The sequence below is a fragment of the [Mycobacterium] stephanolepidis genome, assembly GCF_002356335.1.
Classification (GTDB): Bacteria; Actinomycetota; Actinomycetes; order Mycobacteriales; family Mycobacteriaceae; genus Mycobacterium; species Mycobacterium stephanolepidis.
Genome location: NZ_AP018165.1, coordinates 3,932,032 through 3,957,054, shown reverse-complemented (window position 1 = coordinate 3,957,054; position 25,023 = coordinate 3,932,032). Strand labels below are relative to the sequence as shown.

Genomic DNA, 25,023 nt, shown 5'->3' with positions numbered 1-25,023 from the left:
TTAGGCCGCGTGGGCGGAGCCCACAAGAGCTGGCATTACCACTAGCGGGCGAAGGCGTGCCCGGAGGTGTTGGAGTCGTGCATCGTGTACGTGGAGCTGACCTTGTGGAGCTTCTCGAGAACGTCGAAGACCGGCTTGAGGAGAACGCTGGGGTTCGGTATCAGCCTTCCGTACGTGATGCGGCGGACCCAGTTGATTCCTGGCACTCGATCGCGGATGGCGGCGGTATGGCCGCCTGCTGTCGCGACGGCTTTGACGATCGTGCCGGGGAGTCGATGAGGTATCCGTTCGAACTGGGTGTCGCGTAAGAACTCATCCATCGCTTGAGATCCCATGAGAACCGAACCGGGACCGCCAATGACGGTCGAATACAGCAGGTCTCCTATTCGGTTCTGGAACCCGCCGGTGGTCAGCGAGGACAGGACTTCCACAAGTTCCACTCGCCACTTCGATGCTTCGCCGGATCGCGCTAGCAGGTAGTCGAGGTTGTGCATCGCCTCGATGCCAGACTTGGGGCACAACGTCTCTGTCACGCCGAATAGCAACGCCCATCGAGACATGTAATGCCACACGTCATCGATCTCCTTGAGTGTGCACGGTCGGCCGAATCGTTGGTCGAGCACCAGTCCGCCCAACGCCCCGGCCTCGATGAATCCGCACATTGATGAGTTGGGAATCGGCGCCCCGAATCTCGCATAGTTGTCTGGGCCCCATGCGGACCGAAGGCCCTTGCGGGCCAAGGAATGTACGAGGCGTACGCGTAGGGTCAGCCTCATCTGTGGCGACCCGGGCTGCATGGCATCCCGATCGAACAGAGTGGCGAAGAACCTGCCGGTCTCGATCTGTCGTTGCGGACCCTGGTCGCGGAATCTTCCGGTGGCGCCCGTCGATGTCGAAACATCGGAGTTCATGACGGTATCGAATACACCGAATGTCGCCATGATGAGGAAGGTGGGGACAGTGGTTCGATACAGCCGTTGCCGTCCACGCTCCGCCTTGGCCGGATCCCACCATTCGGGCACACGGTATGCGTCCTCCAGGAGGGCGCGGAGTTCGTCCGGCGGGTCTTCCAGGGAATCAATGCCATCGGTGATGGCCTGTTCGAACAAGGGGCGTGCGCGTGCCGAACCCATCCGCTCGAACATGGCCACCACGGCATCCATCAACTCGTCGCCCTGCCACATGTGGTCGTCGAACAGGCGGGTCAGTGGCGTGGGGGTGACGTCGTCTTCGACATCGAACCAGTTGTCGAACAGCACGTGCCGACAGTGACGCCAGATCCAGCCGAATTCGTTCTTGCCCTCGGGAATTGGACGTAGATCCATACCCGGTCGGTGGTAGTAGTCGTACGGGTGGGGATCGCGGGCCGAAGGGCTGTCGACGGCGGTGAGCTTGGGCATGGTGCATGCCTCCTGTTCGGCGATGTCGGCATTGTTGACAACATGTATTGCCAATATTAGAGGCTGGTCGGATCCCACACAAGATGCCGTGCAGGTGGAGGATGATGAGCGCCATGAACGTGGTCGCACGCTTTCTGAAAATCCTGGCCTTCTCGCTGATCTGCGGGATCGTCGGGCCGATATTCATCGTGATGTATTACGTGATCGACCAACCCGCGACGAGTTGGATGCTGTACAGCGGAGTCGGTATCACCATCGGGATCGTGGTGTTGGCATTCGTGTTGACGTTGGTCTTCACTCGAACCGATGAGGCACGCAAGCTGTTGGAGGCCAACGGCATTCTCGCGCTTGCCGACGTCGTCGCGGCCAACGAGACCGGCATGAGGGTTAACGATCAGCCGGTCATCAAGCTGACGCTTCAGGTGCACGGAGACGGGATCAGTCCGTTCCGTGCCGAGACGAGGACGCGGGTGTCGGTGCTGCAGGTACCTGCTCTCTCGCGCGGCAAGCTCGTTGTGCTGGTCGCGCCCGGCACCGAGCAGTTTCAGATCGATTGGCAGCGCACCGCGTTGCTCAGCGGTCAGGTGCCGGCCAAGTTCACCAGCTCGTCGCAAGGTCGTGAGTACGACCTGACCGGGCAGGCCGGCCCACTCTTCGAGATTATGAAGGTTCTCAAGGCCAACGGCATCGGCACCGATGGGGTGGTGGACATCCGCTCCAATCCGGTTGTCCGCCAACAGATTGATGCCATTCTGCGCAAGACGGAGGCGGCTGAGCGGGCATCGTCGGCCGACCCTGGCCCCGGTGGCTCAGCGTCCGAGCGGCTTGCCGAGCTCGATCGGTTGAAGTTGGCATCACTGGTGTCCGAGGCGGAGTACAACACCAAACGCGCGGAGATTCTCGGCGATCTCTAGGCGGAAGGCGCGGCTCAGGGGTGATGGCGCACGCCTCGGGTGAGGCTTGATCGCCTTGCGGTGGTTCACCCTTCCTGATGGCAGTGTTCGTTTTTGTCCGCTGAGCGGTCCTCAATCTGGAACACGTTCTAGTACTGCTGCTAGCCTGGCCTCAAGTGCAAAGGAGCAGACATGGCGGATCAGTCCTTGGCTGGAAAAGTGGCCTTCGTAACCGGTGCGGCTCGTGGGCAGGGACGTCAGCACGCCGTCCGGCTGGCCGAGGCCGGCGCGGACATCGTTGCGATTGATGCCTGTGCCCCCGTGTCGGAGTATGCGGGGTACGAGGCCGCGACACCGGAAGACCTCAAGGAAACGGTGCGGCTCGTAGAGGCGGCTGGGCGCAAGATCATCGCCGAGCAGGCCGACGTTCGCAACGGTGCCGCCTTGCAGAGTGTGGTCGAGGAGGCCGTCGCCCAGTTCGGGCACATTGACATCCTCATCGCCAATGCCGGAGTGCTCAGCTGGGGCCGGTTGTGGGAGATGCCCGACCAGCAGTGGGAAGATGTCATCGACACCAACCTCACCGGCACCTGGAAGACCGTGAAAGCCGTTGTGCCGACGATGATAGAGGCCGGCAACGGCGGTTCGATCGTGATCGTCAGCTCGGTGTCCGGACTCAAGGGGACTCCGGGTAACGGCGCCTATGTCGCCTCGAAGTTCGGCCTGACCGGGCTTACCAAGTCGTTGACGATCGAACTGGCCGAGTACGGCATCCGGGTCAACTCGATCCACCCGTACGGGGTGACCACGCCGATGATCACCGGCGACGCCATGATGAAGCTGCTGGCCGAACACCCCAATTATCTGCCGAGCATTGCACCGATGCCGTTGTCGCCCACCAAGATGCTCGAGCCAGATGAGATCTCCGATGTGGTGTTATGGCTGGCGGGCGATGCGTCGGGCACGTTGGCCGGTGCTCAGGTGCCCGTCGACAAGGGGCACCTGACCTACTGAGGCGGCTCTAGCCCGGCATCACCACGACGGGCACCGGGCTGTGCCTGACGATCTTGGTCGCGCGGGACCCCAGGAAGACACGGGCGACCGTGCTGTGGGGGCGGCTGCCGAGCACCAGTAGCTCGCCGTCGAGCCATTCGGCATTGTCCAAGGCGTCGTCCCAGCTGTCCCCGGTGACAACCTTCAGCTCCACCTCGGATTCGATCACTCCGTCGCGACGCAGTCCTGCCAGCGCCTCCTCAGACTGGGCGACCCAGCTGGCGAGCACCGCGTCCTCTGCCTCGGGGCCCACCCCGGCGGTGAGCATGGTGCGGCCGCGTACGGCGAAGGTGACCACGCGTAGTGGCGCGTGTAGGCGTTGTGTCAGCCGAACCGCTTGGTGTACAACGTCAACCGCATCTTCTGTGCCGGGGTATCCGCAGGTGACACGGCTGACGGTGCCAGCCTTCGAACCGCGGTAACCGCGGGGGCTGATGGCCAGTGGAACGGGGGAGGAATGCAACAGCCGGTCCCCGGTGGAGCCCAGCACCACTTGCCCAAGGCTTCCCTCCGAGGCAGAACCGACGACGAGTACATCCGCGTCAGATGCCTCGACTGCTTCCAGGAGCCCGCCGGACACCGAGCGATGAGCCACGTTATGGAATGTGACATCGATTCCGGCGCTGATCTTTTCGAGATACGCAGCGGCCTCGGACTTTGAATCGTCGGAGAGCTTCTGAGCCCATTGTGCGTACTCTGCGTCGATCTTGGCCTTCGACAGTGTGGTCCATGGCTTCGGTACCACGGTGGTGACCGTCAGCGAGGTTCCCAGAACGCGGGCAGATTCGACAGCCAGGTGCAGGGCGCCCTTGCCGCCCTTGCCCGAGAGATATCCGACGACGACGGTCATATCTGACGCTCTTCACGCAAGCGGCTCATCGCACCGGCTCCTCAATCAATTCGGCTGGGTCGCTGGGTAAGTCGTTTAGCGCGCTGTGGTGCCGGCCCCACACCAGGTAAAACGCCAGTACCACCACAACCCAGGATCCGAACGCGATCCACGTGACCCAGGGCAGGCTGAACAGAATGTAACCGCAGGCAATCACGGAAAGAACCGGGGTGACCGGGTAGCCGGGAACACGGAAGGCGCGCGGCAGCTCGGGTTCTCGGACCCGCAGGATGATGACGCCGATGGACACCACGATGAACGCAGTCAGGGTTCCGATCGAGACCATGTTCGCGAGGCTGTTCAGGGGTACGAAGGCCGCCATGAGACCCACGACGATCGCGACGATGATCGTGTTGTTCACCGGTGTCAGCGTGCGGGGATTGACCTGTGCGAAGACCGAGGGCAGCAGGCCATCGCGGCCGATGGCGAACAGGATGCGGGTCTGGCCGTACATCGAGACCAGGGTGATCGAGAAGATCGAAATGACCGCGCCGACTGCGAGGAAGGTACTGGCAGAGGTACTTCCGGTGACTTTGTCCAGAATCAGGGCCAGGCCGGCGGACTGCCCCTCGAACTCCCGCCACGGCTGCGCGCCGAGTGCGGCAAGGGCGACTACGAGATAGAAGGCGGTGACGATGAGGAGTGCGGCGATGAGCGCGCGCGGCATCGTGCGTTGCGGATCCTTCACTTCCTCGCCCGCGGTGGATACCGTGTCCAATCCGACATAGGTGAAGAAGATCGTTCCGGCCGCGGCGCCGATGCCGCTGACGCCGAACGGCGCGAAGTCCGAGAAGTTGCCCGCCTGAAACGCGGTGAACGCGATGATTGCGAAGACCGTCAGAACGGCGAGTTTGAGCAGCACCATGACCGTGTTCACGAGTGCGGACTCGCTGGTTCCGCGGATGAGCAGGATCGCGCACATGACGATCAGGACCACCGCCGGCAGATTGAGCCAGGCATGCGGTACTCCAGGATCGACGTTGTCCCAGGGGGCGGCGCTGATCGCGTGCGGCAGATGCGATCCGAAGACGTTGAGTAGAAGCTTGTCGAGATACTGGCTCCAGCCCACCGCGACCGCGGCCGCTGATACGCCGTACTCCAGCAGCAGACAGGCGGCCACCACCATCGCCGCCAGCTCGCCCAGGGTGGTGTACGCGTAGGAGAACGAGGAGCCCGATACCGGTACCGCGGAGGCCAACTCGGCGTAACAGAGCGCTGCCAGTCCCGCGGCGAGACCGGCGACCAGGAACGAGGCCATCACCGCCGGGCCTGCCTTGGGCACCGATTCGGCCAAGATGAAGAAGATTCCGGTGCCCACCGTGGCGCCGACGCCGATCATGGTGAGTTGGAATGTCCCCATCGATTGCCTCAGATGCCCGCCTGCGCCGTGGGCCGTGGGAGCCCCCGACGTAGGACGGCGCCGCAGCAGCTGCTGGGCAAGGCTGGGTGACGAGGGTGCCATTGTGCCTCCTGGGGCCGGGCGAAACCTACCGGCTTTTGGCCAGCGCATCAGCGAACTGGTCTACTGCCCAATCGATTTCGTCCTCGGTGATGACAAGGGGTGGTGCAAACCGGAGAGTCGCGCCATGCGTGTCCTTCACTAAGACGCCACACTCTGCCATGCGCAGACTGATTTGTCTTCCGGTTGCCAGATTCGGATCGATGTCGACCCCGGCCCAGAGCCCCAGCGAACGCACCTCGGTGACGCCATGGCCGATCAGGGCGTCGAGGCGCCGTCGCAGGTGCCCGCCGAGAACGGCAGCCCGCCGCTGGAACTCACCGCGCTCGAGGATTGCCACGACCGTCGATCCGATGGCTGCGGCCAACGGATTTCCACCGAAGGTGGAGCCGTGTTCGCCTGGATGCAGCACGCCGAGCACATCGACATCGGCGACCACGGCGGAGACCGGGACCACGCCGCCGCCCAGCGCCTTGCCCAGGAGGTAGACGTCCGGGACCACGTTCCAGTGGTCGCACGCAAACATTCTGCCGGTGCGCGCGAGCCCGGCCTGAATCTCGTCGGCGATGAACAGCACATTGTTCTCGGTGCACATCGCACGGACCGCGGGCAGGTAGTCGTCGGGCGGAATGATGATGCCGGCCTCACCCTGAATGGGTTCGAGGAGAACGGCGACGGTGTTGTCGTCGATAGCCCGTGCCAGCGCGGTGATGTCGCCGAACGGCACCATGCGGAAGCCTGGAGTGAACGGGCCAAATCCGCCGCGCGCCGTCTCGTCGGAGGAGAAGCTTACGATGCTGATGGTCCGGCCGTGGAAGTTGTTGTGAGCCACCACGATGTTGGCTTGACCGACGGGCACTCCCTTGACGTCGGTACCCCATTTGCGGGCGACCTTTATGCCACTTTCCACCGCCTCGGCCCCGGTATTCATCGGCAGCACCATGCCCTTGCCGCAGAGTCGGGCGAGGTCTCGACAGAACCTGCCGAGGCGATCCGAATGAAACGCCCGGCTTACCAGGGTCACCGTGTCCAGCTGCGCGTGGGCGGCCGCGAGAATCTCGGGGTTCCCGTGGCCGAAGTTCACCGCCGAGTAGGCGGCCAGACAATCCAGATAGCGCTTGCCGTCCACGTCTTCGATCCACGCGCCCTCGGCGCGGTGGGCGACGACCGGTAGCGGCGCATAGTTGTGTGCGCCGTACTGCTCGGCCAACTCGATGTATTCGGCGCTCTTGTATGAGTCGGGTGACATGCCGGGGGCCTCCGTGACGGTCACGAGTGCAGCTCCAGCGTGCAGCATTTCACGGAACCGCCACCCTTGAGAAGTTCGGAGAGATCGATACCGATCGGTTCGAATCCGGCAGCGCGGAGCTGTTCGGCGAATCCGGTTGCCGCGGCGGGCAGCATGACGTGACGACCGTCGGAGACCGCATTCATCCCGAGGACGTAGGCATCGGTGGAGCTGGCGATGATCGCGTTGGGGTACATGGACTGCAGCCGGGCCTGCGAGGTTTCACCGAACGCCTGCGGGTAGTACGCCACGGTCTGCTGATCCAGCACGGCCAGGGCGGTATCCAGGTGATAGAACCGCGGATCGACGAGCTCCAGTGTTACGACGGGAATGTCGAGCATTCGTGCCACTTCCACATGAGACCGGACGTCGGTGCGGAAACCCGTACCGGCCAGCATGACATCGCCCGCCAGCAGGAAGTCGCCCTGACCCTCATTGGTGTACCGGGTATGCAGGGCGCGCAGCCCGTGCACACGCATCCAGTCGGCATGTGCCGCGGATTCGCCGGCGCGCTCGGCGTGTGTGAACCGTGCGACAACGGCGTTGCCCCGCAGCACGACTCCGCCGTTGGCTGCGTAGACCATGTCCGGTAGGCCGGCCACGGGAGGCAGGAGGTCCACCATGTGGCCGAGACGTTCGTAGGTGGCGCGCAACGCATCCCACTGGGCGGTGGCCAATGTCGGATCGACCGGATTGGATATGTCCATCCAGGGATTGATCGCGTATTCGACGGTGTAGTACGTCGGCGGCACCATCACGTAGTGACGCGTCGTCGGTGTTCTGTCTGGTTGTTGGATGGGGGAGCCGGCCGGGTGTCCACCCTCGTGCACAACGGTCATGCGCTGAGCGTATGAGAGGTAATTCCTGCAATCAATCTCTATGCGTTGTCCGGATGGCCGCGATTCATTGCGTCCAGATGGCAAATTTGGCATTCTATTGCAGTATGGAGTGGGATCGCTGGAGGAGGAACGTGAATGGCCGAGCTCGATGCCACCGATGAGCGGATAGTGACGCTGTTGATGCGCAACGCTCGAGCGACGTTCACCGAGATCGGTGAGGAGGTCAACCTGTCGGCTCCCGCGGTCAAGCGTCGTGTCGACCGGCTGGTTGCGACGGGGGTGATCAAGGGCTTCACCACCGTAGTGGATCGCGCTGCCGTCGGCTGGAACACCGAGGCCTATGTACAGGTCTACTGTCAGGGCACGATCACGCCGGAAGCCTTGCGGCGAGCGTGGATCGACATCCCCGAGGTAGTCAGCGCCGCGACGGTGACCGGAACCTCCGACGCGATGCTGCGGGTACTGGCACGCGATATCCAGCACCTCGAGCGTGCGCTGGAACGCATCCGAGCCAGTGGGGACATCGACCGCACCGAGAGCATCGTGGTGCTTTCCAACCTGGTGGACCGCGCGCAGGTCCAGGGGTAAGAGGCAGGGGCGATAGGCCTGACAGCGCGCGTGTCCAGTCGTGTAAGAAGAAACCCATGAGCGATGCGGATCGAGGGGTACTGATCATCGGCGGCGGACTGGGGGCGGTGCGAACTGCCGAACAGTTGCGTCGCGCCGAGTTCTCCGGGCCGATCACCATCGTGAGCAGCGAGGCGCACTTGCCCTACGATCGTCCGCCGCTGTCCAAAGACGTCCTGCGGGATGCAGAGAAGACAATCGATGCGGTAGTGCTCAAACCGCGAGAGTTTTACGACGAGAAGCAGATTGAGCTGCGACTCGGTGCCAAGGTGGTCGCGCTGGACCCTGCTGCCCGGACGGCTACGCTGGATGATGGCAGCACCCTGGAGTACGGAGAGGCCGTCATCGCGACCGGCCTCGTTCCCCGGCGTATCGCTGCCTTCCCCGAGCTGGACGGCATCCACGTCCTGCGTACCGCCGATGACAGCTTCGCGCTGCGAGGCGACGCTGCGAAGGCGCGGCGAGCGGTGGTGGTCGGGGCCGGATTCATCGGGTGTGAGGTCGCATCCACATTGCGTGCCAACGGAGTTGACGTGGTTCTCGTCGAACCGCAACCCGCTCCGCTGCTGGCGGCGATCGGACAGCAGCTCGGCGACCTGGTTGCCCGGCTGCATCGCAATGAGGGCGTCGACGTTCGGGTGGGAGTGGGCGTAGACGCGGTCGAGGGAGACGGGCGGGTTCAGTCCGTCACCTTGTCCGACGGCACGCGCCTGGACTCCGATCTCGTCGTGCTGGGTATCGGGAGCCGGCCCGCCACGGACTGGTTGGACGGGTCGGGTGTCGAGGTGAACAACGGCGTGGTGTGCGATGCGGTGGGCCGTACCGGCACCCCGCATGTCTGGGCGTTGGGCGATGTCGCCGCGTGGGCGGATGCTGACGGCCGCCCCAGCCGGGTGGAGCATTGGAGCAATGTCGCCGATCAAGTCCGCGCGCTCGTACCCGCCTTACTCGGTCAGGAGCCGGCGGCGAATGCGGCTGCCGTGCCGTACTTTTGGAGCGATCAGTACGACGTGAAGATCCAGTCGCTCGGACATCTCGGCGACGCGGATACCGTGCATCTCATTTCCGATGACGGCCGGAAATTCCTGGCATATCTGGAACGCGATGGTGTGCTCACCGGGGTCGTCGGCTGCGGGATGGCCGGCCCGGTGATGAAGATGCGGGCCAAGATCGCCGCAGGAACGCCCATCGCCGACGTGCTGGAGTAGCGCCTGTTCCTTCCGCCCGCGAGCTCAGCCCAGCCCGCGCAGGCCCACCTCGGCGGCATCGAGGCCCTTGCCGAGCAGTGTGGTGAGCGTGGCGGACTCGTCGGCGAGCCATTGTTCGTACGCCGCGAGTGCCACTCCGAGCAGGGTCCAGGCAACGGTCTGCGGTAAGAGGGTGCCGGGATCGGTGCCGGTGCGTGTGGCCACGAACTGCGCGATGACATCGCGCCAGCCGGTGTACATCAGCATCGAGTACGCCTGTAACGCAGGGATTTCCAAGATCAGCCGCATCCGCATGCGGTGGCGCGGGGTCTCGTCGGCCGGAAAGTCGTTGAATGTCAGCAATGCCTGGCGCAGGGCGGTACTGATGTCCACCGTGTCCGGCGTCTGTTCCAGCAATGCACGCATCACCTCAAGGTGGGAGTCGAAGTCTCCCCACACGATTGCGTTCTTGGAGCTGTAGTACCGAAACACCGTACGCCGGGCGATACCGGCCGCGGCGGCGATGTCGTCGACGCTCACATCGTCGAAGTTGCGCTGCGCGAACAGCGCCATGGCAACTGCGGTGATCTCATCCCGGGTTGTCGAAGGGCGCCGTCCCACGCGCGCCGGCTGCGCACTCATGAGAACTGTGCCATTTTCTGCCACCCTCTTCCCTTTCTGCACTCGATGCCATTATTATCGTGATCGTTGCCACAGTCCAGACTCACAAGGGAGTGAACAGATGGCCGAGCCCACCACTGTCGCCGGACAGACCACCGACACCGAGTTGGTACAGGAATCGCTGGTCGAAGAGGTCTCGATCGACGGGATGTGCGGCGTCTACTGAGACGCCCCACCTCGATGAGCGCCATGATTGACGAGGCGCCCGCCGGCTTTGATTGGACCCGGCCCTGGCAGTTGCACCCCCAGGTGTCGTTGCGCCCGGAGCCGTTTGGGGCGCTGCTCTACCACTTCGGCACCCGCAAGCTGTCCTTCCTGAAAAACCGCACGCTGCTGCAGATCGTGCAATCACTTCCCGACCACACCAGCGCTGAGAGTGCTTGGCGCGCCGCCGGTGTCGAGGACAGTCAGGCTGCTGCGTACCAGCGGGCCCTGGCCGTGCTGGCGGATTCGACGATGATCGTGACCCGAGAGGACGCTTGATGAGCGCTCCCGCTGTACCCCGCCTGGTGGATCAGTTCGAACAGGGACTGGATGCTCCCATCTGCCTCACCTGGGAACTGACCTACGCCTGCAACCTGTCGTGTGTGCACTGCCTGTCATCGTCGGGCAAGCGTGACCCGCGCGAGTTGTCCACCGCGCAGTGTAAGGGCATCATCGACGAGCTCGAACGCATGCAGGTGTTCTACGTCAACATCGGTGGCGGCGAACCCACTGTGCGCTCAGACTTTTGGGAGCTCGTGGACTATGCGACAGAGCACCACGTGGGGGTCAAGTTCTCGACCAATGGCGTACGTATCACCGAGGAGGTGGCGGCGCGGCTGGCCGCGAGCGATTACGTCGATGTGCAGATCTCGCTAGATGGTGCGACCGCAGAGGTGAACGACGCCGTGCGTGGCGCGGGATCGTTCGCCATGGCGGTGCGCGCGCTGGAGAATCTGGCTGCCGCAGGCTTCAAGGACGCCAAGATCTCGGTGGTGGTCACCCGTCACAACGTGGACCAACTCGACGAGTTCGCGGATCTGGCTGCAAAATACGGTGCGACACTGCGGATTACGCGGCTGCGGCCCTCCGGACGGGGCGCCGACGTGTGGGACGAGCTGCACCCCACCCCGGCGCAGCAGCGTCAGTTGTACGACTGGCTGGTGCTCAACGGTGAGCGGGTGCTCACGGGTGATTCCTTCTTCCATCTGTCGGCATACGGCGATGGCTCCGGCGGTTTGCCAGGTCTGAACATGTGCGGTGCCGGCCGGGTGGTGTGCCTGATCGATCCGGTGGGTGATGTATACGCATGCCCATTCGCCATCCACGACCGGTTCATGGCCGGAAATGTGGTGTCGGATGGCGGATTTGACGAGGTGTGGAAGCACTCACGGTTGTTCAACGAGCTACGCGAACCGCAGTCCGCGGGTGCGTGCGGCAGCTGTGGACATTACGACAGCTGCCGGGGTGGCTGCATGGCGGCGAAGTTCTTCACCGGGTTGCCGATGGATGGACCCGACCCGGAATGCGTACAGGGTTACGGCGAGGCGGCCCTGGCCGCAGATCGCATCGTGCCCAAACCCATTGGGGACCACTCGCATTCGAAGGGCAAGCGCGGCCCGGCCTCGGGCCCTGTTGTGTTGACCCTGACACGCCGGCCCCCCTCGCGCGCGTGCGACGAGAACCCCCTTTCCAACGTACGAGCAGGACGGTAGATGGCGCGCAACGCATGGTTCGAGACGGTCGCGATTGCCCAGCAGCGGGCCAAGAAGCGGCTGCCGAAATCCGTCTACAGCTCGCTGATCTCGGCCAGTGAAAAGGGGCTGACGGTCAGCGACAACGTCGAGGCGTTCGGGGAGCTTGGATTCGAGCCCCACGTTGTTGGCATTCAGCCGGACCGTGAACTGTCGACAACAGTTTTGGGGCAAGAGATTTCACTGCCGGTGATGATCTCGCCGACCGGTGTTCAGGCGGTGGACCCCGATGGCGAGGTGGCTGTGGCGCGGGCGGCCGCCGCGCGAGGGACCGCCATGGGGTTGTCATCCTTTGCGAGCAAGCCCATCGAGGACGTGGTCGCCGCCAATCCGAAGACGCACTTCCAGATCTACTGGCTGGGTGGACGCGACGATGTGGCTCAGCGTATTCAGCGTGCGAAAGATGCTGGAGCCGTAGGACTTATCGCTACCCTGGACTGGAGCTTCTCGCACGGTCGCGACTGGGGCAGCCCGTCCATACCCGAGAAGATGAACCTGCGGTCGATGATCCGGCTGGCGCCGGAAGTGGTCACCAAGCCGGGCTGGCTGTGGTCCTTCGGTAAGAACATGAACATTCCGGACCTGCGGGTGCCTAATCAGGCGGCCCGCGGCGAGGACGGCCCGCCGTTCTTCGACGCATATGGACAGTGGATGGGCACTCCGGCGCCGACATGGGACGACGTTCGATGGATGCGTGAGCAATGGGACGGCCCGTTCATGCTCAAGGGTGTCATGCGCATCGATGACGCGAAACGTGCTGTGGATTGCGGAGTTTCGGCTATCTCAGTGTCCAATCACGGTGGTAACAATCTCGACGGAACACCTGCGTCGATCCGCGCATTGCCGGGCATCGCGGCGGCCGTCGGTGGTGACCTCGAGGTGCTGCTGGATGGTGGCATCCGGCGGGGCAGCGACGTCGTCAAGGCATTGGCCCTCGGTGCGCGCGCGGTGATGATCGGGCGGGCGTATCTCTGGGGTCTGGCGGCCTCCGGCCAGGCCGGTGTCGAGAACGTCCTGGACATCATGCGCGGCGGCATCGACTCGGCGCTGATGGGGCTCGGGAAGAAATCTGTGCACGAACTATCGCCAGATGATCTTTTGATCCCCGAGGGATTTGCCCGGGGCCTCGGGCGGCACTAGTTCGGCGCAGCGCGAATCGAACACGGCGACGGCGACGTCGATGTGGCGGCAGGGACTGGCGTGACAATCGGTGCGAAATAGCGCCTAGCTCATAAGCCGACGGCCAGCAAGGATGTAAAGACCTCGATCGTGTGCGCCAACTTTGGATGCATTTGACGTGAATTCGGCCTACCATCGGCGGGTGGCTGTTCCGACTGTCTTGAGCACCGCAATCTCTCCGGAGCTCGCAGACGAGGCCATTACGCTGTTCACTCCGCTGGGCTCAACCGAACAACACGGGCCGCACTTGCCGCTGGACACCGACACCCGCATTGCCGATGCTGTGGCTACCGCTGCGGCCGGGGAGCTGGCCGCCGATACCGGCGACGGTCGGACCGCCCTCGCCCCGGCCATCGCGTACGGATCCAGCGGAGAGCATCAATCCTTCGCTGGAACGATCTCGATCGGTACTGCGGCGCTGACTCAGGTCCTCGTTGAGTACGGCCGGTCGGCCACACAGTGGTGCAGGCGCATCGTCTTCGTGAACGGTCACGGCGGCAATATCGAGGCGACGGTCACCGCGGTGCGACTGCTGCGTTCAGAGGGGCGCGACGTCGCATGGTGGGCGTGTGCGGTCGAAGGCGGGGACGCTCATGCCGGACATGTGGAAACCTCTCTGCTGCTGCATATTTCACCGGAGAGCGTGCGTCGTGAGGAAGTGCTCGCCGGAAATTCGGCACCGCTGCGCGAACTGATGGCGCCCATGCGCGCGGGCGGGGTGGCGGCGGTGAGCGCGATCGGTGTGCTCGGAGATCCGACCACCGCCAGCAGCCAGGAAGGCGCACGGATGCTTGCGACGATGACTCGACAATGCGCCGACGCGGTGCGCCGTTGGACACCTGGCACGGACGGGCGGCTGGTATGACCACCGGCGACGAACCGGCGCAAGAGGCGTCCGTGCCACAGGGGCGGTTGCCCGACGGATTCGCGGTACAGGTCGATCGACGGGTTCGTGTTCTCGACGAGGGCTCGGCGCTACTGGGCGGCTCTCCGACCCGGCTGCTGCGATTGGCTCCGGCCGCGCGGACCCTGCTTTCCGGCGGACGGCTAGAAGTCCGTGACGCGACCAGTGCGCAGCTCGCTCGGACGCTGTTGGATGCGACCGTCGCTCACCCCCGACCAACGGGTGGCCCCGGATATCGGGACGTCACCGTCGTTATTCCATGCCTTAACAATGGATTTGGTCTTCGCAGGCTGCTACGGGCACTGCGCGGAATGCGTGTGATCGTCATCGACGACGGTTCCGCCATTCCCATCCTGGAGTGCGATCTGGAGGGCATGCACTGTGACGTGCGGGTGGTACGTCACGACGAGAGTCAGGGTCCGGCGGCGGCCCGCAATACCGGGCTGAAGCTGGCGACCACGGATTTCGTCGCCTTCCTTGACTCTGATGTGGTGCCCAGGCGCGGCTGGCTGGAGGCACTGCTGGGGCATTTCAGTGATCCGGCGGTCGCCCTGGTCGCCCCGCGGATTGTGGGATTGGTGTTGAGCGACAACGCGATTGCTCGCTATGAGGCGGTCAGGTCCTCGTTGGACCTTGGCCTTCGCGAGGCGCCCGTGGTTCCGTACGGCCCGGTGTCGTACGTCCCCAGTGCGGCGATCGTGGTTCGCCGGGCCGCGATAGACGAGATCGGTGGGTTCGACGAATCACTGCGATGCGGTGAAGACGTGGATCTGTGCTGGCGGCTGATCGAGGCAGGGTCTCGGCTTCGGTACGAACCGGTCTCCCATGTGGCTCATGATCATCGACTGACCCTTCGAGAATGGTTCGCGCGCAAAGCATTTTATGGAATGAGCGCGGCGCCGCTGTCGACACGCCACCCCGACAAGGTGGCACCGATGGTCATCTCGCGATGGACACTGCTGGTGTGGATTCTGGCGGCGGTGGGCTCGGGGATGGGCTATCTGGCCGCGGCGGGTATGGCCGCGCTCGCCGCCGGGCGAGTCGCGCGGACATTGCGGGGAGTGGACACCCCGCCACGTGACGTCCTTCGGGTGGCCACCCAGGGTGTGGGCGGTGCCGCGTTGCAGATCGCGTCCGCGTTGTGCCGCCACTACTGGCCATTGGCATTGGTGGCTGCCGCACTATCGCGGCGCAGTCGCCACGTGCTCGTCGTGGCTGCCATCGTCGACGGCGTGGTGGATTGGATGAAGCGCAACGACAACTCGGCGTCTCCCGATGATCGCATCGGTCTGCTCGAGTACGTGTTGCTGAAGCGTCTGGACGACATCGCCTACGGGATTGGCTTGTGGTCGGGGATCGTGCAGGAGTGCGATCTCGGGGCGCTTCGACCGGAATTACGGCCCTGAGTAGGCCGATCCACGCGGATGCGCTCATTGTCGGCGCGGGCAGCGCGGGTTCGATTCTGGCCAGCCGCCTTTCCGAGGATCCATCGTTTCGTGTGGTGCTTGTCGAGGCCGGTCCGGCGTCATCCGCAGACGAGGAGGGGGTACGTGATGGGTACCGCCTGCCGATCGGCCCGGGCAGTCAGATAGCCACCTACTACTGGGCCACGTTGACGTCGACCGGTGATCAGGCCGAGTTGGTGCGCGGATCGGTGGTGGGTGGCTCCGGCGCGATCAACGGCGGCTATTTCGTGCGGGGACGGCCCGCAGATTTCGATGGATGGTCGGTGCCGGGATGGGCCTGGGTGGATGTGCGTGATCACTTCCGTGAGATGGAGACCGATCGTGACTTTCGGGATGATCCGCTACACGGCTCATCGGGACCCATACCGATTGGACGTAGGAGCGAACAGAGCACCGCTGGAAGGGAATTGGCGGATCGTGCCATCAAAGCCGGTTACCCGGCGGTGGCAGATCTCAACGGCAAGGCCGGTGTCGGGGTGGGATTGGTGCCGCTCAACATCGACAGCGGCATGCGGATTGGGCCCGCGCGTGCGTACCTTGAGGGAGCGGGCTGGCGCCCCAATCTCGCGGTGTACTCCAGTACTCGTGTATTGCGGGTGTTGTGCGGTGGCGGGCGTGCCACCGGGGTCCAGGTGGCGGTGGGGAGCTCGGTGCGGACTCTGACTGCCGATCGAATCATATTGAGCGCGGGTGCGATTGAGAGCGCCAAGCTGCTGCTGCTCTCCGGGCTGGGGCCCGCCGATGATCTGCGCGCGGTGGGGGTCGATCCCATCGTCGACCTACCCGGTGTGGGGACCCGCGTGATGGACCACGCGGAGTGGGTGCTCGATACCGGCGATGGTGGGCAGTCGGGCTATCCCGTACTGGATACCGTGTTGCATACCGACCGCCAGATGGGCGTCGAGGTACGGCCGTACACAACGGGATTCGCCGCCATGGCAGGCGCGCAGGTAAATGGCGCCGATGCCAGGCAGATCGGTGTTGCGTTGATGACTCCGCGGTGTCGGGGTCGAGTCGAACTACGTTCGACCGATCCTGCGGTGCCGGCGTACATCGACTTGAGATATGACAGTGAGACCGCCGATATGGATCGCTTGCGGGACGGAGTACGTCTGGTGTCCGAACTGTACGGCCGGCGGTTCGGCGGTCCGCGGTGGTCCACGTCGCAACATCTGTGCGCAACCGCACCCATGGGTAATGACGAGGACAAGTACGCGGTCGTCGACAAGTACTGTCGTGTCAGGGGAGTCGATGGACTCTTTGTCATCGACGGGTCGATCATGCCGACCATTCCGAGCCGCGGCCCGGCGGCCACGATCGCGATGATCGGGCACCGAGCGGCCCGGTTTGTTGCGTGGTCGTAACGAGAGTGCGAATCTTGGCGTCTACCGCACACGCGCACGCCATCGGTCGCACAATTGGACGATGTCAACTCCCGATGACACCGTCAGTCCACATCCGGAGGCCGCGCATGACCATGCGGGCGTCCAATCGCATCTCGAGGACGCCGACTATCTCGCGCGGCGGCAGCTGAGGTCGGGGACCGCCGGCTGGGTGCTACTGGCCGGGCTTGGCGTGAGCTACGTGATCTCCGGCGATTACGCGGGCTGGAACACCGGTCTGAGCAAGGGTGGTTTCGGCGGTATGGCCATCGCGGCGGTCGTCATCGCCGCGATGTATCTGTCGATGGTGCTCAGCATGGCAGAGATGTCGTCGGCATTACCCACCGCGGGAGGCGGGTACACCTTCGCCCGGCGTGCTCTGGGCCCGTGGGGTGGATTCGCAACCGGGACCGCGATTCTCATCGAGTACGCGATAGCTCCGGCCGCCATCGCCACCTTCATCGGAAGTTACGTCCAATCGCTGCATCTGTTCGGGCTCAAGGACGGATGGTGGATCTATCTCGCTGTGTACGCGATCTTCATAGGTATCCATCTCAGTGGTGCGGGCGAGGCGCTCAGGACGATGTTCATCATCACCGGGATCGCGCTCGTAGGCCTGATCACCTTTGCGGTCGGCGCCGTCGGCCGCTTCGACGTGAACAACCTGACCAACATTTCGATCGATGAAACGGCAACGGGTGCATCGGCATTCCTGCCCTACGGGTATTTGGGAATCTGGGCGGCGGTGCCGTTCGCGATCTGGCTGTTCCTGGCGATCGAGGGAGTGCCGCTCGCGGCCGAGGAGGCCCGAGATCCCGCTAAGAACATCCCACGCGGCATCGTGATGGCGATGCTGGTGCTCGTTGTCACCGGGGCGGCCGTGCTGTTCCTGGTGCCCGGCGCGGGCGGTGCCGAGGCCATGGGGCAGTCGGGCAATCCCTTGGTCGAGGCGCTCGGAAACACCACCGTCGCCAAGGCCGTCAACTACATCGGGCTGGCCGGACTCATCGCCAGCTTCTTCTCGATCGTGTACGCCTACAGTCGGCAGACCTTTGCGTTGTCCCGTGCCGGTTATCTGCCGACCCGGCTGTCGGTCACCAACAGCCGGAAGGCTCCCGTGCTGGCCTTGATTGTGCCGGGAATCGTCGGATTCCTGTTGTCGCTCAGTGGCAAAGGCGCGATGTTGCTCAACATGGCGGTTTTCGGGGCGGCGCTGAGCTATGTGCTGATGATGGTGAGTCACATCGTGCTGCGTGTTCGCGAGCCCGAGATGCAGCGGCCGTATCGAACCCCGGGGGGCATCGCCACCAGCGGGTTCGCACTGGTGATCGCGTGTGCGGCGGTAGTGGCGACTTTCATTGTCGATACCACCGCGGCTTTTGCCACGTTCGGGGTGTTCATCCTGTTTATGGCGTACTTTGGGCTGTACAGCCGACACCACTTGGTCGCAAACTCCCCGGACGAAGAGTTCGCGGCGCTTGCGGAAGCCGAGAACGAATTGAAATAGGCACATTATGAGCACTTTTCGCCACACAGCAGGGCCGGTCACCTACCAGTTCGGATCGCTCGCCGAGGTTCTCGCGAAGGCCTCGCCACCCCGATCGGGCGACGAACTCGCGGGCTGTGCTGCGCAGTCGGATGCTGAGCGGGCCGCCGCACGCTGGGCGCTTGCCGAAGTGCCGCTGGCGGCGTTCCTCTCCGAGGAGATCGTCCCGTACGACACCGACGAGGTCACCCGGCTCATCATCGACAGTCATGATGTGGAGGCCTTTGCCGTCATCTCACACCTCACTGTCGGCGATTTCCGCGACTGGCTATTGGAGACGATCACCAAACCGCATGGGGCACAGTCGCTCAAGGATATTTCCGCGGGGCTGACCCCCGAGATGGTGGCGGCCGTCAGCAAGCTGATGCGTAACCAGGACCTCATCGCCGTCGGCGCCGCGGTGCGTAACCACAGCGCCTTTCGTACGACCATCGGCCTACCGGGCACCCTGGCGACTCGATTGCAGCCCAACCATCCCACCGACGATGCACGGGGTATTGCCGCCGCCACCCTCGACGGCCTGCTGCTGGGGTGCGGTGACGCCGTCATCGGTATCAATCCCGCGACAGATTCCCCGCATGCCGCGGCCGATCTACTGCGCCTCATCGACGACATCCGATTGCGATTCGATATCCCCACACAATCGTGTGTGCTCGCACACGTGACCACCACGATGGAACTGATCGAACGAAATCTACCGGTGGACTTGGTATTCCAGTCGATCGCGGGGACCGAAGGCGCCAATGAGAGCTTCGGGGTCAACCTTGCGCTGCTCCGTGAGGCGAATGAGGCCGGACGTTCGTTGGGCCGCGGCACCGTGGGCAACAACGTCATGTACCTGGAGACCGGTCAGGGATCGGCGCTCTCTGCCGGAGCGCATATCGGGGTGGGCGGCGTTGCCGTTGATCAGCAGACACTGGAGGCCAGGGCCTACGCGGTCGCGCGCGAGGTAGAGCCGCTCCTGGTCAATACCGTCGTGGGATTCATTGGGCCGGAATATCTTTACGATGGCAAGCAGATAATCAGGGCCGGCCTGGAGGATCACTTCTGCGGCAAGCTGCTGGGACTTCCGATGGGGGTGGACGTCTGCTATACCAATCACGCCGAGGCCGATTCCGATGACATGGATGTGCTGCTGACGGTGCTCACCGCTGCGGGGGTTGCGTTCGTCATCGCCGTGCCCGGAGCCGATGACGTCATGCTGGGATATCAGAGCCTGTCCTTCCACGATGCGCTGTTCGCGCGCCGCACATTCGGCCTGCGACCGGCGCCGGAGTTCAACGAATGGCTTGAGCGCATGGGGATGCTGGAGCGTGACGGTGGGCTGCGTGAAATCGCGGTCAGCGACTCGCCGTTGCGGGCGCTGCTATGAGCGATATCGCGAACAACGGTGCTGCACACGATATCTGGGATACGCTGCGTCGATCCACCCAGTCTCGAATCGGGTTGGGGCGTAGCGGTGATGCGTTGCCCACCACTCGAGTGCTGGAGTTCGGGACCGCGCACGCGGCCGCCCGGGACGCGGTGCACACGCCCCTGGATGCGCGTGCCTTGGCGGGACGGATCGACGGGCTTGGGTTGGGTACCCCGCTGCTGGTGACCAGCCGGGCGGGCGATCGTTCCGAGTACCTGCGCCGCCCCGACCTGGGGCGGGCGCCCGCCGATGGCGCACTGGATGTGCTCTCCGATTCCAATGCCGATATCGGCATTGTGCTGGCCGACGGCCTATCGCCGAGAGCCCTGGACGACCACGGGGTGCAGCTATTACAAGCGTTGCACCAGCGGCTTCGCGGGTACTCGATCGCGCCACTCGTCATCGCGACGCAGGCGCGGGTGGCGCTGGGGGATCACATCGGTGCCGCGCTGGGCGTCGATACGGTGCTGGTGCTCATCGGCGAACGCCCTGGGCTGTCGGTGGCCGACAGCGTCGGGATCTATCTCACGCACAATCCCATGGTGGGATGCACTGATGCACAACGTAATTGCGTATCCAATATTCATCCTCCGGAGGGGCTGGGTTATGACCAGGCGGCCCAGGTCGTCGCCGCTCTGGTGGCGGGGGCGCGGGAGATCGGCCGTTCCGGCGTCGACCTCAAGGACATGACGGGCGCGGGTAACCAGATCGAGGGGGCCGGTCCCGCACTGCCCACTTAGCGGGAGGCCCTCCGGGGCCAACCGGGTGGTTGGTTACCATCGGCTGATGGCCCTCGACCCTCGCACGCCGGTCCTCGTCGGTACCGGACAGGTCAACCAGCGGACAGACGCCGACAGTCCGTTCTCCGAGATCCCCGAGCCCGTCGATCTCATGGAGCGGGCGGCGCGGCTGGCCGCCGAGGACGCAGGGGCGTTGGACCTGCTCACTGCCGTCGACACGGTGTCGGTGGCGAACATCTTCTCGTGGAAGTACCGCGACCCCGGCGCGCTCCTGGGCGAACGTCTGGGTGCGGCGCCCAAGCGCACGTTCTATACCGGACCCAGCGGTAACTCACCGCAGCTGTTGGTCAACCACGCAGCCGCCGACATTCTGGCCGGGGACGCCGATGTGGTTCTCATCGGCGGGGCGGAGATGTGGCGCTCACGCAACAAGATGATGGCCACGGGAGTGCAACCGTCGTGGACGACTCAAGACGAATCCATCGCCGAACCAACCATTCTCGGCGGCCGGATGGATCAGGTCGGCGGCGCCGAGACCACCATCGGCCTCATCTCTCCCGGACACGTGTACCCACTGTTCGAGCAGGCGATCCGGGTTGCCAATGGTGCGTCCATCGCGGAACATCGGACGGCCATCTCTCAACTGTGGCAGCGATTCAACGCGGTAGCCGTGCACAACGCACACGCCTGGTCCAACGATGCGTACACCGCCGAGGAGATCGCCACACCGGGTCCCGACAATCGGTGGATCAGCTCGCCGTACACCAAGCTGATGAACTCCAACAACATGGTCGAGCAGGGTGCGGTGCTGCTGCTGACCTCCGTGGAAACAGCGCGACGGCTCCGAATTCCGGAGGACCGCTGGATATTTCCGCTCGCGGGCAGCCAGGCCAACGACACCTTCGCGCTCAGTGAACGCAATGAGCTGCATCGGTCCCCGGCCATCCGCCTCGCGGGAAGGCGTGCGTTCGACATCGCCGGGCTGAGCACCGATGACGTGGACCTGATCGACATCTATTCATGTTTCCCCTCGGCGGTGCAGGTTGCGGCCACCGAGTTGGGGCTGGCGCTCGATGACCCCGCACGGCCGCTGACGGTCACCGGTGGGCTCACGTTCGCCGGTGGCCCCTGGTGCAATTACGTCACCCACTCCATCGCCACCATGGCAGAACGGCTTCGCGAACTCCCGGGGGCGAAGGGGCTGATCACGGCGAACGGCGGATACCTGACCAAACACGCGTTCGGAATCTATGGAACCGAGCCGCCCGCATCTGGGTTCAGGTACGAGGACGTGCAGTCAGAGGTCGATCAAGAGCCCAAAACTGATGCCGCCGAAGGGTATTCGGGTACGGCGACCATTGAGGCCTGGACCGTCAACTATGGGCGAGACGGATCCCCATTCCAGACATTCGTGAGCGTCCGCACGCCGACGGGGGCCCGTACCTTCGCCAAGATCGAAGACAGGGATGCGGCGGCGCAGATCGCGGATGCCGATATCGCAGGCGCGTCAATCGAAGTCGCGGCCGACGGTTCCGCCCGGCTCAGTTAGTACGGCCGTCACCGCAAGGTGTAGCGGATGGGCAGGTGTTTGATGCCCCCGACGAATATGGTGGACATCCGCTCGATATCCCCGTCGATCTCGATGGATTCCAGCCGGGGCAGCAGTGCCGAGAAGAAACTGTTGACTTCCATCCGCGCCAGCGCGGCACCCAGGCAGAAGTGCACGCCGAACCCGAACGCCAAGTGTTTGTTGGGATCTCGACCCACATCGAAGGCGAACGGATTGCCGAAGGTGTCTTCATCGCGATTACCCGAGGGGTAGGACAGCAGCACCGAATCGCCCTCGGCGATGGGGACGCCGCGAATCTCGGTATCGGCGGTCGCCGTCCGCATGAACTCCTTGACCGGCGTCACCCATCGGATCATCTCGTCGACCGCCAACGGCATGAGATCGGGATTTTCGCGCAGCCGCGCCAGCTGGTCCGGATGCTGCAGGAGGGCTTCGAGCCCACCGGCGATGGTGGCGCTGGTGGTGTCATGCCCGGCGGTGGCGATGATCGTGTAGTACGAGGCGGTGTCGACGTCGCTGAGCAGCTCACCGTCGACCTTCGCGTTGGCGATCGTCGATGCCAGGTCATCGGTGGGGCTCTCGCGGCGGGACGCGGTGAGGCCGCTGAAGTATCCGAAGAAGTCCAGCAGGGCGAGCAGCTGCTCCTCCGGAGTGGCGCCGCGCTGGAACTCGGTGTCGTCGCCGCCGAAGAGTTCCTGGGTGAGTTTGAGCATCCGATCGAAGTCCGATTCGGTAATGCCGAGCAGAGACATGATGACGTACAGCGGGAAGTGCACCGCGACGTCCTGCGCGAAATCGCAGGTGCCGCCGGCCTCCAACAGTTTGTTCACATATCTGGTGGCCAGTTCGTCGGTGCGGAGTTTCATGTCCCGCATGGCCTTTGGCCGGAACCAGTCGGCCCCGATGGCCCGCAGCACACGATGCTTGGGATCGTCGATATGCACCAGGGTCTTGAGCTCGATCCCCATGGCCGCCTGCTTGTCCAGCTCGGCCTCTTGCTCGAGGTTCATCAGCAGCGGACGCGGCTCATTGATCCAGAGCGTGTTATCGCGCTCGACGTCCATGATGTCGTCGTGCTTGGTGATCGCCCAGAACGGTCGATAGTTCTCGGCGACGACTCGTGCCACGGGTTGTTCACGCCGTAACAGGGTCAGCGCATCGTGCAGACGGGGCTCGTCGGCATAGGCGGTCGGATCGGCCAATACTCGGCCGGCTTCCTCGATTTCAGACAGTGCGGTGGCCATAGCCGGAGTGTGCGCGCGGCACACCATAGATTTGTCTATAACGGCAAAATTCGGCCGCCGAAGGTGTCTAAGCGGGGGTCACCCAGGTGGTGATCTCTGCCTTCACCACTTCCTTGCCGTCACGATCGGTGATGCTGATCGGCACAACCACATCGGTGCCCTCGGTGATCGAGGCGAAGTCGAGGCCCTCCAGCTTGGCGACGGCCCGCAGCGAGGTGGTGGCCTTACCGAGGTACTGCACATTCATCGCTTTGGGGATCCATCGATGTGAGGACGGGGTGGTGGCCTCCATCAGCATGCCCATCGCCACCTCGGCCAAGTTGCATGCGGCGATCGCATGGAATGTCTTGAGATGGTTGTAGACGAAGTACCACTTGGGGGCGGTCACCTCGCAGTAGCCCGGCTCCATCCGGTGCACGTGCGGCACCACCGAGGCGAAGTAGGGGACGCGGGCCATCATGGCGGCGGAGAACAGGGCGGAGCCGCCGGGCTTGTTCTGCAGACGCTGCCAGGCCTTATAGGTCGGAGATGCACTCACGGTACGTACCTTACTCGAAAGTAAGATGGCTGCGAACTCGGATGCCCACTGCTCGTCGATTCACGGCCAGAGCCGTGTGCGCTCCCATCCGTCATCGGTGCGCTGATAACTGAGCCGCAGGTGCTTCCGATCGGGGGAGCCCTGCCAGAACTCCACCTGCGTGGGGCGTACCGAATATGACACCCACTCAACCGGCGTCAGTTCCGGGTTGTCCGCCAACTTCCGGTGGGCCTTGTCGAGCTCGGCGTCGATTTCCGCGGCGTCCGCCAGCGGCTGGCTCTGCCGCAGCGTCAACGCCATGGCCCGGGATCCGATGGGCCTGCCCAGGAAGTCGGCAGCGCTCGCCTGCGCACCGTCGTCGACAACGGTGCCCACCACTCGTACCTGCCGGACCACCGCAGGCCAGTGGAAGGTCAGCGCGGCGACAGGATGCGACGACAGATCGCGTCCCTTCTGGCTTACCGAGCTCGCCGCGAAATGCCAGCCGTCCTCATCGATGGCCTTCACGATCAGCACCCGTGCGCGCGGTGCACCCTGCGCATCGACCGTCGAGATCGTCATGGCGTGTGGCTCGGGAACGCCCGCCAGCACCGCATGCTCTATCCATTCGGCGAACAAGGGGAGCGGTTCGGCGGGGCGCCGTCGATGTTGAACGGCGGGGCACTGCCGCAGAGGACGGGCAGTGCCCGCAGAAATGAACGCCCTCCGTCGGCTTCTGACCAGTGCACGTCGCAACCTCCTGAACGGATCTTGTACTAGCGTTCCAGGCGTCCCCGGATTCGCAGGTCAGGGGTGCGCAGTTGCCGCTGCCGGGTGGGTGCACCAGGGATTTGGCCGCAGCCGCGGGATAAGGCATACTGTTCGGGTTGCCGTGAACCGGTTGTAGTGCCTTGGGTCCGCCCATAGTGCGCTGCGAACGGGGACGGCGAACCACAAGCGCCCTTACGGGCGCGTCGGCCCAGTCCAAGCGACGAGAATTTTCGACGCG

23 protein-coding genes and 1 pseudogene are annotated in these 25,023 nt (G+C 64.1%); 15 read left to right on the top strand and 9 right to left on the bottom strand.

The window, feature by feature from the left end:
- Positions 1 to 41: 41 nt before the first annotated feature.
- A complete protein-coding gene (locus MSTE_RS19700; RefSeq protein ID WP_096506135.1) occupies positions 42 to 1,400 on the bottom strand; it encodes an oxygenase MpaB family protein in 1,359 nt (452 codons plus the stop codon).
- Between the two features lie 113 nt (positions 1,401 to 1,513).
- On the opposite strand from MSTE_RS19700, the gene MSTE_RS19695 reads away from it, so the two are divergent.
- Together MSTE_RS19695 and MSTE_RS19690 are read left to right on the top strand one after the other, a co-directional pair.
- A complete protein-coding gene (locus MSTE_RS19695; RefSeq protein ID WP_096503755.1) occupies positions 1,514 to 2,314 on the top strand; it encodes a hypothetical protein in 801 nt (266 codons plus the stop codon).
- A 171-nt stretch (positions 2,315 to 2,485) separates the two neighbouring features.
- Positions 2,486 to 3,307: a mycofactocin-coupled SDR family oxidoreductase gene (locus MSTE_RS19690; protein ID WP_096503753.1), complete on the top strand. Its 822-nt coding sequence runs from the start codon at positions 2,486 to 2,488 to the stop codon at positions 3,305 to 3,307.
- A 7-nt stretch (positions 3,308 to 3,314) separates the two neighbouring features.
- On the opposite strand, the gene MSTE_RS19685 is transcribed toward MSTE_RS19690, so the two are convergent.
- The 4 genes from MSTE_RS19685 to ddaH are packed head-to-tail and all read right to left on the bottom strand — an operon-like array spanning position 3,315 to position 7,821.
- Positions 3,315 to 4,196 (bottom strand): universal stress protein, encoded by an 882-nt coding sequence (locus tag MSTE_RS19685; protein ID WP_096503751.1) that lies wholly within the window; start codon positions 4,194 to 4,196, stop codon positions 3,315 to 3,317.
- Between the two features lie 25 nt (positions 4,197 to 4,221).
- Positions 4,222 to 5,697, bottom strand: a complete 1,476-nt coding sequence (locus MSTE_RS19680; protein ID WP_096503749.1) for an APC family permease — start codon at positions 5,695 to 5,697, stop codon at positions 4,222 to 4,224.
- 25 nt (positions 5,698 to 5,722) lie between these two features.
- Positions 5,723 to 6,943, bottom strand: a complete 1,221-nt coding sequence (rocD, locus tag MSTE_RS19675; protein WP_162291688.1) for an ornithine--oxo-acid transaminase — start codon at positions 6,941 to 6,943, stop codon at positions 5,723 to 5,725.
- Between the two features lie 20 nt (positions 6,944 to 6,963).
- Complete coding sequence (gene ddaH / locus MSTE_RS19670) at positions 6,964 to 7,821, bottom strand: dimethylargininase (RefSeq protein ID WP_096503747.1); 858 nt, start codon at positions 7,819 to 7,821, stop codon at positions 6,964 to 6,966.
- A 135-nt stretch (positions 7,822 to 7,956) separates the two neighbouring features.
- Between ddaH and MSTE_RS19665 the strand changes: the two genes are divergently transcribed.
- Together MSTE_RS19665 and MSTE_RS19660 are read left to right on the top strand one after the other, a co-directional pair.
- Positions 7,957 to 8,409, top strand: coding sequence for an Lrp/AsnC family transcriptional regulator (locus tag MSTE_RS19665; protein ID WP_096503745.1), 453 nt, complete (start codon positions 7,957 to 7,959; stop codon positions 8,407 to 8,409).
- 56 nt (positions 8,410 to 8,465) lie between these two features.
- A complete protein-coding gene (locus MSTE_RS19660; RefSeq protein WP_096503743.1) occupies positions 8,466 to 9,656 on the top strand; it encodes an NAD(P)/FAD-dependent oxidoreductase in 1,191 nt (396 codons plus the stop codon).
- 24 nt (positions 9,657 to 9,680) lie between these two features.
- Here the strand turns inward: MSTE_RS19660 and mftR are convergent, their stop codons facing one another.
- Entirely contained in the window at positions 9,681 to 10,277 is a 597-nt protein-coding gene (mftR, locus tag MSTE_RS19655; RefSeq protein ID WP_096503741.1) for a mycofactocin system transcriptional regulator, read from the bottom strand.
- Positions 10,278 to 10,377: 100 nt separating this feature from the next.
- Here mftR and mftA point away from each other — a divergent pair, with 100 nt between their 5' ends.
- The 11 genes from mftA (at position 10,378) to MSTE_RS19600 (ending at position 22,232) form a co-directional block, all read left to right on the top strand.
- Positions 10,378 to 10,482 (top strand): mycofactocin precursor MftA, encoded by a 105-nt coding sequence (gene mftA, locus MSTE_RS19650; protein ID WP_030096679.1) that lies wholly within the window; start codon positions 10,378 to 10,380, stop codon positions 10,480 to 10,482.
- A gap of 14 nt (positions 10,483 to 10,496) precedes the next feature.
- Positions 10,497 to 10,799 (top strand): mycofactocin biosynthesis chaperone MftB, encoded by a 303-nt coding sequence (mftB, locus tag MSTE_RS19645; protein ID WP_096503739.1) that lies wholly within the window; start codon positions 10,497 to 10,499, stop codon positions 10,797 to 10,799.
- Positions 10,799 to 12,013, top strand: coding sequence for a mycofactocin radical SAM maturase (gene mftC, locus MSTE_RS19640; protein WP_096503737.1), 1,215 nt, complete (start codon positions 10,799 to 10,801; stop codon positions 12,011 to 12,013). Before mftB ends, mftC begins: the two co-directional genes overlap by 1 nt.
- A complete protein-coding gene (gene mftD, locus MSTE_RS19635) occupies positions 12,014 to 13,192 on the top strand; it encodes a pre-mycofactocin synthase MftD (RefSeq protein WP_096503735.1) in 1,179 nt (392 codons plus the stop codon).
- A gap of 157 nt (positions 13,193 to 13,349) precedes the next feature.
- Positions 13,350 to 14,096, top strand: a complete 747-nt coding sequence (gene mftE, locus MSTE_RS19630) for a mycofactocin biosynthesis peptidyl-dipeptidase MftE (RefSeq protein WP_096503733.1) — start codon at positions 13,350 to 13,352, stop codon at positions 14,094 to 14,096.
- The gene (gene mftF, locus MSTE_RS19625; RefSeq protein WP_096506129.1) at positions 14,093 to 15,541 is read left to right on the top strand and encodes a mycofactocin biosynthesis glycosyltransferase MftF; all 1,449 of its coding nucleotides are present in this window, start codon (positions 14,093 to 14,095) and stop codon (positions 15,539 to 15,541) included. Before mftE ends, mftF begins: the two co-directional genes overlap by 4 nt.
- Before the next feature lie 8 nt (positions 15,542 to 15,549).
- On the top strand, positions 15,550 to 16,965 hold the full coding sequence (gene mftG / locus MSTE_RS19620) for a mycofactocin dehydrogenase MftG (protein WP_162291687.1): 1,416 nt from the start codon (positions 15,550 to 15,552) through the stop codon (positions 16,963 to 16,965).
- 61 nt (positions 16,966 to 17,026) lie between these two features.
- Positions 17,027 to 18,490 (top strand): ethanolamine permease, encoded by a 1,464-nt coding sequence (gene eat, locus MSTE_RS19615; protein ID WP_096503731.1) that lies wholly within the window; start codon positions 17,027 to 17,029, stop codon positions 18,488 to 18,490.
- Positions 18,491 to 18,497: 7 nt separating this feature from the next.
- Positions 18,498 to 19,901 (top strand): ethanolamine ammonia-lyase subunit EutB, encoded by a 1,404-nt coding sequence (locus MSTE_RS19610; RefSeq protein ID WP_096503729.1) that lies wholly within the window; start codon positions 18,498 to 18,500, stop codon positions 19,899 to 19,901.
- Entirely contained in the window at positions 19,898 to 20,683 is a 786-nt protein-coding gene (gene eutC, locus MSTE_RS19605) for an ethanolamine ammonia-lyase subunit EutC (RefSeq protein WP_096503727.1), read from the top strand. The genes MSTE_RS19610 and eutC overlap by 4 nt, the downstream gene beginning before the upstream one ends.
- A gap of 46 nt (positions 20,684 to 20,729) precedes the next feature.
- A complete protein-coding gene (locus MSTE_RS19600; RefSeq protein WP_096503725.1) occupies positions 20,730 to 22,232 on the top strand; it encodes an acetyl-CoA acetyltransferase in 1,503 nt (500 codons plus the stop codon).
- A gap of 8 nt (positions 22,233 to 22,240) precedes the next feature.
- Here the strand turns inward: MSTE_RS19600 and MSTE_RS19595 are convergent, their stop codons facing one another.
- The 3 genes and pseudogenes from MSTE_RS19595 to MSTE_RS19585 all read right to left on the bottom strand — a co-directional run bounded on the left by MSTE_RS19595 (position 22,241) and on the right by MSTE_RS19585 (position 24,763).
- Positions 22,241 to 23,497 (bottom strand): cytochrome P450, encoded by a 1,257-nt coding sequence (locus MSTE_RS19595; protein WP_096503723.1) that lies wholly within the window; start codon positions 23,495 to 23,497, stop codon positions 22,241 to 22,243.
- Positions 23,498 to 23,564: 67 nt separating this feature from the next.
- Positions 23,565 to 24,035 carry a hotdog fold domain-containing protein gene (locus MSTE_RS19590; protein ID WP_057967467.1) on the bottom strand — a complete coding sequence of 157 codons (471 nt, stop codon included), beginning with the start codon at positions 24,033 to 24,035 and terminating at the stop codon, positions 23,565 to 23,567.
- Between the two features lie 60 nt (positions 24,036 to 24,095).
- A pseudogene (locus MSTE_RS19585) lies at positions 24,096 to 24,763 on the bottom strand (pyridoxine/pyridoxamine 5'-phosphate oxidase).
- Positions 24,764 to 25,023 lie beyond the last annotated feature (260 nt).